The sequence below is a fragment of the Streptomyces sp. NPDC059037 genome, from assembly GCF_042740015.1.
Lineage (GTDB): Bacteria > Actinomycetota > Actinomycetes > Streptomycetales > Streptomycetaceae > Streptomyces.
This window is the reverse complement of the sequence record NZ_JBHYIG010000368.1, coordinates 1-8,588: the sequence shown is the minus strand read 5'-3', so window position 1 is coordinate 8,588 and position 8,588 is coordinate 1. Positions and strand designations below refer to the sequence as shown.

General features: G+C 70.1%; 7 protein-coding genes. 5 read left to right on the top strand and 2 right to left on the bottom strand.

The window, feature by feature from the left end:
- Window positions 1-93 precede the first annotated feature (93 nt).
- A complete protein-coding gene (gene ileS, locus ACFWY6_RS42015; protein WP_384702129.1) occupies window positions 94-3,234 on the bottom strand; it encodes an isoleucine--tRNA ligase in 3,141 nt (1,046 codons plus the stop codon).
- Between the two features lie 375 nt (window positions 3,235-3,609).
- Window positions 3,610-3,801, bottom strand: coding sequence for a DUF1059 domain-containing protein (locus tag ACFWY6_RS42010; protein ID WP_360763269.1), 192 nt, complete (start codon window positions 3,799-3,801; stop codon window positions 3,610-3,612).
- A gap of 338 nt (window positions 3,802-4,139) precedes the next feature.
- Here ACFWY6_RS42010 and ACFWY6_RS42005 point away from each other — a divergent pair, with 338 nt between their 5' ends.
- The 5 genes from ACFWY6_RS42005 to ACFWY6_RS41985 all read left to right on the top strand — a co-directional run.
- Window positions 4,140-5,021: a TraR/DksA family transcriptional regulator gene (locus tag ACFWY6_RS42005; protein ID WP_384702124.1), complete on the top strand. Its 882-nt coding sequence runs from the start codon at window positions 4,140-4,142 to the stop codon at window positions 5,019-5,021.
- A gap of 78 nt (window positions 5,022-5,099) precedes the next feature.
- Complete coding sequence (lspA, locus tag ACFWY6_RS42000; protein ID WP_384702121.1) at window positions 5,100-5,774, top strand: signal peptidase II; 675 nt, start codon at window positions 5,100-5,102, stop codon at window positions 5,772-5,774.
- A 66-nt stretch (window positions 5,775-5,840) separates the two neighbouring features.
- Window positions 5,841-6,782: an RluA family pseudouridine synthase gene (locus tag ACFWY6_RS41995; protein ID WP_384702118.1), complete on the top strand. Its 942-nt coding sequence runs from the start codon at window positions 5,841-5,843 to the stop codon at window positions 6,780-6,782.
- Entirely contained in the window at window positions 6,779-7,255 is a 477-nt protein-coding gene (locus ACFWY6_RS41990) for a GNAT family N-acetyltransferase (protein ID WP_384702116.1), read from the top strand. Before ACFWY6_RS41995 ends, ACFWY6_RS41990 begins: the two co-directional genes overlap by 4 nt.
- Window positions 7,256-7,384: 129 nt before the next feature.
- On the top strand, window positions 7,385-8,588 hold a 1,204-nt coding region (locus ACFWY6_RS41985; RefSeq protein ID WP_384702113.1), incomplete at its 3' end, for a cation:proton antiporter.

The following is an 8,588-nucleotide window of genomic DNA, read 5'->3' as shown; positions in this document are numbered from 1 at the left end:
ACAAACTTTCATTTGGCGTGGGCCCCCAAACGCGGACGGCCGGCCCCCCCAAACAAATTGGGGGGGGCCGGGCCTTCGGCGTTGTTCGGTTGTCTACGCCTTGCGGAGGCGGAACGTCAGGGACAGGGACTCGTCCGTGAACGTCTCGCCGTAGGTGTCGTCCGCCTGACCCTGGGCGAAGTCCGTGGCGAGGACCTCGTCCGCGATCAGGTCGGCGTGGTCGGACAGGGCCGTGATCACGGCCGGGTCCGTGGAGGTCCAGCGCAGGGCGATCCGGTCCGCGACGTCCAGGCCGCTGTTCTTGCGGGCCTCCTGGATCAGGCGGATCGCGTCACGGGCAAGGCCTGCCCGGCGCAGCTCCTCCGTGATCTCCAGGTCCAGGGCGACCGTGGCACCCGAGTCGGACGCCACCGACCAGCCCTCGCGCGGGGTCTCCGTGATGATGACCTCATCCGGGGCCAGCGTCACCGTCTCGCCGTCGACCTCGACCGAGGCCGTGCCCTCGCGCAGGGCCAGGGACAGCGCCGCCGCGTCGGCGTCGGCGACGGCCTTGGCGACCGCCTGGACGCCCTTGCCGAACCGCTTGCCCAGGGCGCGGAAGTTGGCCTTCGCGGTCGTGTCGACCAGTGAGCCGCCGACTTCGGAGAGCGACGCCAGCGAGGAGACGTTGAGCTCCTCGGTGATCTGGGCGTGCAGTTCCGGGTTGAGCGACTCGAAGCCCGTGGCCGCGATCAGGGCGCGGGAGAGCGGCTGACGGGTCTTGACGCCCGACTCCGCGCGCGTGGCACGGCCCAGCTCGACCAGGCGGCGCACCAGCACCATCTGCCGCGACAGGTCCGGGTCGATCGCCGACAGGTCGGCCTCGGGCCAGGACGTCAGGTGGACCGACTCCGGGGCGTCCGGGGTGACCGGCACCACGAGGTCCTGCCAGACGCGCTCGGTGATGAACGGCGTCAGCGGGGCCATCAGGCGGGTGACCGTCTCCAGGACCTCGTGCAGGGTGCGCAGGGCCGCCTTGTCGCCCTGCCAGAAGCGGCGACGGGAGCGGCGTACGTACCAGTTGGAGAGGTTGTCGACGAACGTGGACAGGAGCTTGCCCGCGCGCTGGGTGTCGTAGCCCTCAAGGGCCTGGGTGACCTGGTCGGTCAGCGCGTGCAGCTCGCTGAGCAGCCAGCGGTCCAGGAGCGGGCGGTCGGCGGGCGCCGGGTCGGCGTCGCTGGGGGCCCACTTCGACGTACGGGCGTACAGAGCCTGGAAGGCGACCGTGTTCCAGTACGTGAGGAGCGTCTTGCGGACGACCTCCTGGATGGTGCCGTGGCCCACCCGGCGGGCCGCCCACGGGGAGCCGCCGGCCGCCATGAACCAGCGCACGGCATCGGCGCCGTGCCGGTCCATCAGCGGGATCGGGTCGAGGGTGTTGCCCAGGTGCTTGGACATCTTGCGGCCGTCCTCGGCGAGGATGTGGCCGAGGCAGACCACGTTCTCGTAACTGGACTTGTCGAAGACGAGCGTGCCCACCGCCATCAGCGTGTAGAACCAGCCGCGCGTCTGGTCGATGGCCTCCGAGATGAACTGCGCCGGGTACCGGCTCTCGAAGAGTTCCTTGTTCTTGTGCGGGTATCCCCACTGCGCGAACGGCATCGAACCGGAGTCGTACCAGGCGTCGATGACCTCGGGGACGCGCGTCGCGGTCTCCTGGCAGGTCGGGCAGGGGAAGGTCACCGCGTCGATGTACGGGCGGTGCGGGTCGAGGTCCGACTGGTCGGTGCCCGTCAGGTCGGAGAGCTCGGCGCGCGAGCCCACGCACGTCAAGTGGCCTTCCTCGCAGCGCCAGATGGGCAGCGGGGTGCCCCAGTAGCGGTTGCGGGACAGCGCCCAGTCGACGTTGTTGTTCAGCCAGTCGCCGAAGCGGCCGTGCTTGACCGAGTCCGGGAACCAGTTGGTCTTCTCGTTCTCCTGGAGGAGGCGGTCCTTGATGGCCGTCGTGCGGATGTACCAGGACGGCTGCGCGTAGTAGAGCAGCGCCGTGTGGCAGCGCCAGCAGTGCGGGTAGCTGTGCTCGTACGGGATGTGCCTGAAGAGCAGATTGCGGCTGTCGAGGTCCTCGGTCAGCTTTTCGTCGGCCTTCTTGAAGAAGACACCGCCTACGAGCGGGACGTCCTCCTCGAAGGTTCCGTCGGGGCGGACCGGGTTCACGACCGGGAGGCCGTACGCGCGGCAGACCTTGAGGTCGTCCTCACCGAAGGCGGGGGACTGGTGGACCAGACCCGTGCCGTCCTCGGTGGTCACGTAGTCGGCGTTGACCACGAAGTGGGCCGGGGCCGGGAACTCCACCAGCTCGAAGGGGCGTTGGTAGGTCCAGCGCTCCATCTCGGCGCCGGTGAACGTCTGGCCGGTGGTCTCCCAGCCCTCGCCGAGCGCCTTCTCGACCAGCGGCTCGGCGACCACCAGCTTCTCTTCGCCGTTCGTCGCGACGACGTACGTGACGTCGGGGTGCGCGGCGACCGCGGTGTTGGAGACGAGCGTCCACGGGGTGGTCGTCCACACCAGGAGGGACGCCTCGCCCGCCAGGGGGCCGCCGGTGAGCGGGAAGCGCACGAAGACGGACGGGTCGACGACCGTTTCGTAGCCCTGCGCCAGCTCGTGGTCGGAGAGGCCGGTGCCGCAGCGGGGGCACCAGGGGGCGACGCGGTGGTCCTGGACCAGGAGGTCCTTGTTGAAGATCTCCTTCAGGGACCACCAGACCGATTCGATGTACTCGGGGTTCATCGTGCGGTACGCGCCGTCGAGGTCGGTCCAGTACCCCATGCGGGTCGTGAGGTCGGCGAAGGCGTCGGTGTGGCGGGTCACGGACTCGCGGCACTTGGCGTTGAACTCGGCGATGCCGTACGCCTCGATGTCCTTCTTGCCGTTGAACCCGAGCTCCTTCTCGACCGCGAGCTCGACCGGCAGGCCGTGGCAGTCCCAGCCGGCCTTGCGGGCGACGTGGTAGCCCCGCATGGTGCGGAAGCGCGGGAAGACGTCCTTGAAGACGCGGGCCTCGATGTGGTGGGCGCCCGGCATGCCGTTGGCCGTGGGCGGGCCCTCGTAGAACACCCACTCGGGGCGCCCCTCGGACTGCTCGAGGCTCCTGGCGAAGATCTTCTGCTCGTCCCAGAACTCGAGCACGGCGTGCTCAAGGGCGGGCAGGTCGACCTGGGCGGGCACCTGGCGGTACTGCGGCTGCGTATTCAACGGCTGCGTGTTCAACGCGCTTCCTCCGGCGGACGATTCCGTTCCGTCGGAGGGACGAGAGCCGCTTGTCGCGCTCCCGCGGTACCACCCTCCTTGGCCTTCCCCACGCCTGTGGCGCACGGGAAAGCCCCCTCATTGGGGTCGCGATGCCGGGTCTACTGGCCTCCGCGGGGGCTTCGGCCTTCTTCCGGCGGCTCCGGGGTGATCTTCACGTCGCGCCTGCCCCCGGGCTCACACCGTCCCCGGGTCGCTCATGGCCGCTTACGCCGCTACTCGTCCCCATCCACGCTTCTCGCTCCGCCCAGTGTACGGGGCCGCGGCGGACCCGGCCGACCGGTTTTCGGTGGGTGGCGGGACGGTCGCCGACGGGCCCGCTCAGGCGTGCTGGGGGACTTCGTCCTTGAGGGAGTCGCGGATCATCTTCCGCAGCTCGGGGCCGTCCGTGTGCCCGTGGACGGAGACGGCGTGCTCGCTGGCGGCGCGGACCACCTCTTCCTCTTCGCCGGAGATGGCGAGGGTGCAGTGGGTCTCGCTCGGGAATTCGCGGCAGTCGGTGATTTTGCGCATGGCGCACCTTCCTAGCTCGTAGCCAATTTTATGCCTGTACGGCCATCCAGGGCGCGTCTGGGCGGGTCTGGGCGCCGGCCTTGCGGGGGTGGGCGGCAGGTGCGGGTCAGACCGTGTGGACTGACCCGAATGGCGACATGCGGAGCGTCCGGATCCTGACCGCCGGTGCCTGGCGGATTACCGGGCGGGGAGCTGGGCACAACGCTTGCATGCCTGCCGCGCGGGACCCGCGGGGCGGGCGTATCGGGCGGCGTGCCCCGTTGCCGCGGGCGTTGAGTCGATTTATCGTCCCAGCACGATTCGCGAGCAAGATCACAATATGTGAAGGGGCCGCGGCCATGGTGGCGAAGAAGACCGCCGTACAGCATTCGGCGTCGGGCAGATCCACGGGCGCGGCCACGCAGGGAGCGAACGGGGTGGAGCCCGAGAAGGCGGAGAAGGTGGCGAAGACGGCGGCCAAGAAGTCGACCGCGAAGAAGGCCACCGCCAAGAAGACGGCCGCCAAGACGGCGGCCGAGAAGCCGGTCGCCAAGAAGGCGGCACCCAAGAAGGCCGCTGCCAAGAAGGTGGCGGCCAAGAAGACGGCCGCCAAGAAGGCGCCACCGGCGGAAGCGGCCTCACCGGCCAAGAAGACGGCTGCCAAGAAGAGCACGGCCAAGAAGAGCACAGCCAAGAAGACGGCCGCGACCGCGGCCGATGGTGCGGCTCAGGCCGCGGAGACGACGGGAGCCACGACAGTGGTTGCGAAGAAGACTCCGGGCACGGCGACGGCAGCGAAGAAGCCGACCGCGGTGCCCAAGGCGCGTGTCGCCGCCGCGGAGCCCGGTGAGCTCGCGGTCCGGCCCGGCGAGGATCCCTGGACGCCGGAGGAGGTCGAGGAGGCGCGCGCGGAGCTGCAGAGCGAGGCGCTGCGGCTCGGAGCCGAGATCACGTCCTCCGAGGACGCCCTGGCGGGCCTGATGCGGGACTCCGGGGACGGCGCGGGCGACGACGACGCGGACACCGGCACCAAGAACATCACCCGGGAACATGAGATGTCGCTGGCCGCCAACGCGCGCGAGATGCTCGTCCAGACCGAGCGCGCCCTGGAGCGGCTGGACGCCGGGACGTACGGCGTCTGCGAGAACTGCGGCAATCCCATCGGCAAGGCGCGCATGCAGGCCTTCCCGCGGGCGACGCTGTGCGTCGAGTGCAAGCAGAAGCAGGAACGGCGCTCCTGACCCCGGCCTGGCCACGTGGGGCCGTATGTGTGTGCCGTACCCTCGTCCCCAGTCAGGTACCTAGGTTGAGGGACTCACGTGGCAGAGGCGGAGCGCATCATCGGTACGCCGGATATCCCTGAGGCGGCTGGGGCCGAGCCGGAGCAGTCCGACTCGGGCTCCGACGTGGCGCGTCAGGACGCGCCGGGCGGGCAGGACGGGCAGGATTCGCCCGACGAGCAGGCTTCGTCGGACGAGCAGGCCCCGGCGGACGAGGAGAAGCCCAAGGGCAAGCGCCGGATTCTCGTGCTGTTCGCGGTGGCCGTGTTCGCGTACGCCCTGGACCTCGTCAGCAAGATGATCGTCGTCGCGAAGCTCGAGCACCATGAGCCGATCCAGGTCGTCGGTGACTGGCTCCGGTTCGAGGCCATCCGCAACGCGGGCGCCGCCTTCGGGTTCGGTGAGGCCTTCACCGTGATCTTCACCTGCATCGCGGCGGCCGTCATCGTCGTGATCGCCCGCCTGGCCCGCAAGCTCTACAGCCTGCCGTGGGCGATCGCGCTCGGCATGCTGCTCGGCGGGGCCCTCGGCAACCTCACCGACCGGCTCTTCCGTTCCCCCGGTGTCTTCGAGGGAGCCGTGGTCGACTTCATCGCCCCGAAGGGCTTCGCGGTGTTCAACCTCGCGGACTCGGCGATCGTGTGCGGTGGCTTCCTGATCGTGATCCTGTCCTTCCGCGGCCTGGACCCGGACGGAACCGTCCACAAGGACTGATCCCCCGGGGCCTCCCGCGGGAGGCTTTGGTGCGGGAGTGTCGGTGGGCTCCTGCATACTCAATGGGTGAGCACGATTCCCGAGATCCGCACCCTGCCCGTACCGGACGGCCTGGAAGGCGAGCGCGTCGACGCCGCCATCTCGCGCATGTTCGGGTTCTCCCGCACGAAGGCCGCCGACCTTGCGGCGGCAGGCAAGGTGATGGTCGACGGCAGCGTGGTCGGCAAGTCCGAGCGTGTGCACGGCGGCGCCTGGCTGGAGGTCGAGATGCCGCAGGCGCCCGCCCCGGTGCAGATCGTCGCCGAGCCCGTCGAGGGCATGGAGATCATCCATGACGACGACGACATCGTGGTGATCGTCAAGCCGGTCGGCGTGGCCGCGCACCCGAGCCCGGGCTGGACCGGGACGACCGTGATCGGCGGCCTCGCCGCAGCGGGCTACCGCATCTCCACCTCCGGTGCCGCCGAGCGCCAGGGCATCGTGCACCGCCTGGACGTCGGCACGTCCGGCCTGATGGCCGTCGCCAAGTCCGAGCGGGCGTACACGTCCCTGAAGCGCCAGTTCAAGGAGCGCACGGTCGACAAGCGCTACAACGCGCTGGTGCAGGGCCACCCCGACCCGATGAGCGGCACCATCGACGCCCCCATCGGCCGGCACCCGAACCACGACTACAAGTGGGCGGTCACGGCGGAGGGCAAGCCCTCCGTGACGCACTACGACCTCATCGAGGCGTTCCGCGCGGCCTCGCTGCTCGACATCAAGCTGGAGACGGGGCGCACGCACCAGATCCGCGTCCACATGTCGGCCCATCGGCACCCGTGCGTGGGCGACCTGACGTACGGCGCGGACCCGACGCTCGCCAAGCGGCTCGGACTCACCCGCCAGTGGCTGCACGCGGTGCGACTCGGTTTCGAGCACCCCGGGAACGGCCAGTGGGTCGAGTTCGAGAGCCAGTACCCCGACGACCTCCAGCAGGCACTCGACCGCGTGCGGGCGGAGAGCTCGTGACCGCCGGGGCCGCCTTCGTCTGCCGGGTCGCCGTGGAGCCCGGTGACCTGGAGGCCTGTTTCGCGGTCCGCAAGGAAGTCTTCGTCGTCGAGCAGCAGGTCCCCGAGGACCTCGAGTACGACGCGTACGACGCCGGGGCGGCGCATGTCATCGCCATCCGCGAGGACGGGCTGCCGCTGGGCACCGGCCGGCTGCTGACCGGCGCTGCCGCAGCGGCGAAGAACGGCGGCGATGACCGGGTGGGCGCGCTCGGCCGGCTCGCGGTGACCAAGGCCGCGCGAGGCCTCGGTGTCGGGGCGGCCCTGGTGCGGGCGATCGAGGACGCGGCACGCGCGCGTGGCCTGACCGCCGTCGACCTGCACGCGCAGACGCATGCGCTGGGGTTCTACGAGCGGCTCGGATATGCCGTCTACGGCCCGGAGTTCCCCGACGCGGGGATCCCGCACCGGGCGATGCGGAAGGCGCTGGCCTAGCGAGAGCCGGGCGCGCCGCGACGGATCGTTGTCGCCCTCCGGCGCGGCCCGTCCTGTCCGGTTCGGGCGGAATGCGTGGCAGGGTTGAGGTCTTGATCGACCGACACGCGAACCGCCGGAGGGCGCACCGTGGACCAACTGGCGCTGCTGCTCGTTCTGTTGCTCGGCCCCGTGGTCACCGTGCCGCTGGGAGAGCGGCTCGGGCTGCCCGCGCCCGTTCTGATGACCCTCGCCGGAATCGTCCTGGCCTTCGTGAGCTGGGTGCCGAACGTCGAGATCCCGCCGGACTTCATCCTTCCGCTGGTGCTGCCGCCGTTGCTCTACGCGTCCGTCCAGCGCACTTCCTGGCGGCAGTTCACGGCCAACAGACGCCCCATCTTTCTGCTCGCCGTGGCGCTGGTCTTCGTGACGACCGCGGCGGTGGCGGCGGTCGCGAGCTCGGTCGTTCCCGGGCTTCCGATCGCCGCGGCCGTCGCGCTCGGGGCGCTCGTCGCGCCGCCCGACCCGGTCGCCGCGACCGCCGTCGCCGGGTCGCTCGGGCTGCCCCGGCGGCTCGTGTCGATCCTGGAGGGGGAGGGGCTCTTCAACGACGTCACGGCCATCGTGCTGTACCACGTGGCGATCGCGGCGGCCGTCAGCGGGACGTTCTCCTGGCCGTCGGCGGTGGGGCAGTTGGTGCTCTCCGGAGTGGTCGCCGTCGCCGTGGGGCTCGCGCTCGGCTGGCTCACCAACAAGCTGATGGGTCTCCTCGGCGAAGCCACCCTGCAGACCGGCCTCACGCTGCTCGTACCCTTCGTCAGCTATGTGCTGGCCGAGGAGCTGCTCGGCTCCGGCGTCCTCGCGGTGCTGACCACCGCGCTCTACCTCGCGGAGAACGCCGCAGACGCCGACGACGTACAAGGAAGGATCACCGGGCAGACGTTCTGGCAGATCGTCGACACCCTGGTCACCGGGGTCGCCTTCGGGCTCATCGGGCTCGAACTGCACAACGTCTTCGGTACGTCGGAAGGCCGCGAGCTGCAGATGCTCGGCTGGGGCGCGGCGGTCGTGGCCGTCGTCGTCGGCGTACGACTGATGTGGCTGCTTCCCGCGACGTGGCTCGCCAAGAAGCTGCACAAGCGCAGGGACTACGACGAGGACATTCCCACGACCTGGCGCGAGACCGTCGTCATGTGGTGGTCGGGGATGCGCGGGGTTGCCTCGGTCGCCCTGGCGCTAGCCATCCCCCTGAAGACGGACGGCGGGGATCCCTTCCCGGCCCGCGACGAGATCATCTTCATCGCGTTCTGCGTCATCATGGCGACCCTCGTGGTCCAGGGGATCAGGATGGATC

Coding starts and splice junctions, on each gene's coding strand:
- ACFWY6_RS42005 (WP_384702124.1), top strand. CDS start 4,140: ATGGTGGCGAAGAAGACCGCCGTACAGCATTCGGCGTCGGGCAGATCC.
- ACFWY6_RS42010 (WP_360763269.1), bottom strand. CDS start 3,801: ATGCGCAAAATCACCGACTGCCGCGAATTCCCGAGCGAGACCCACTGC.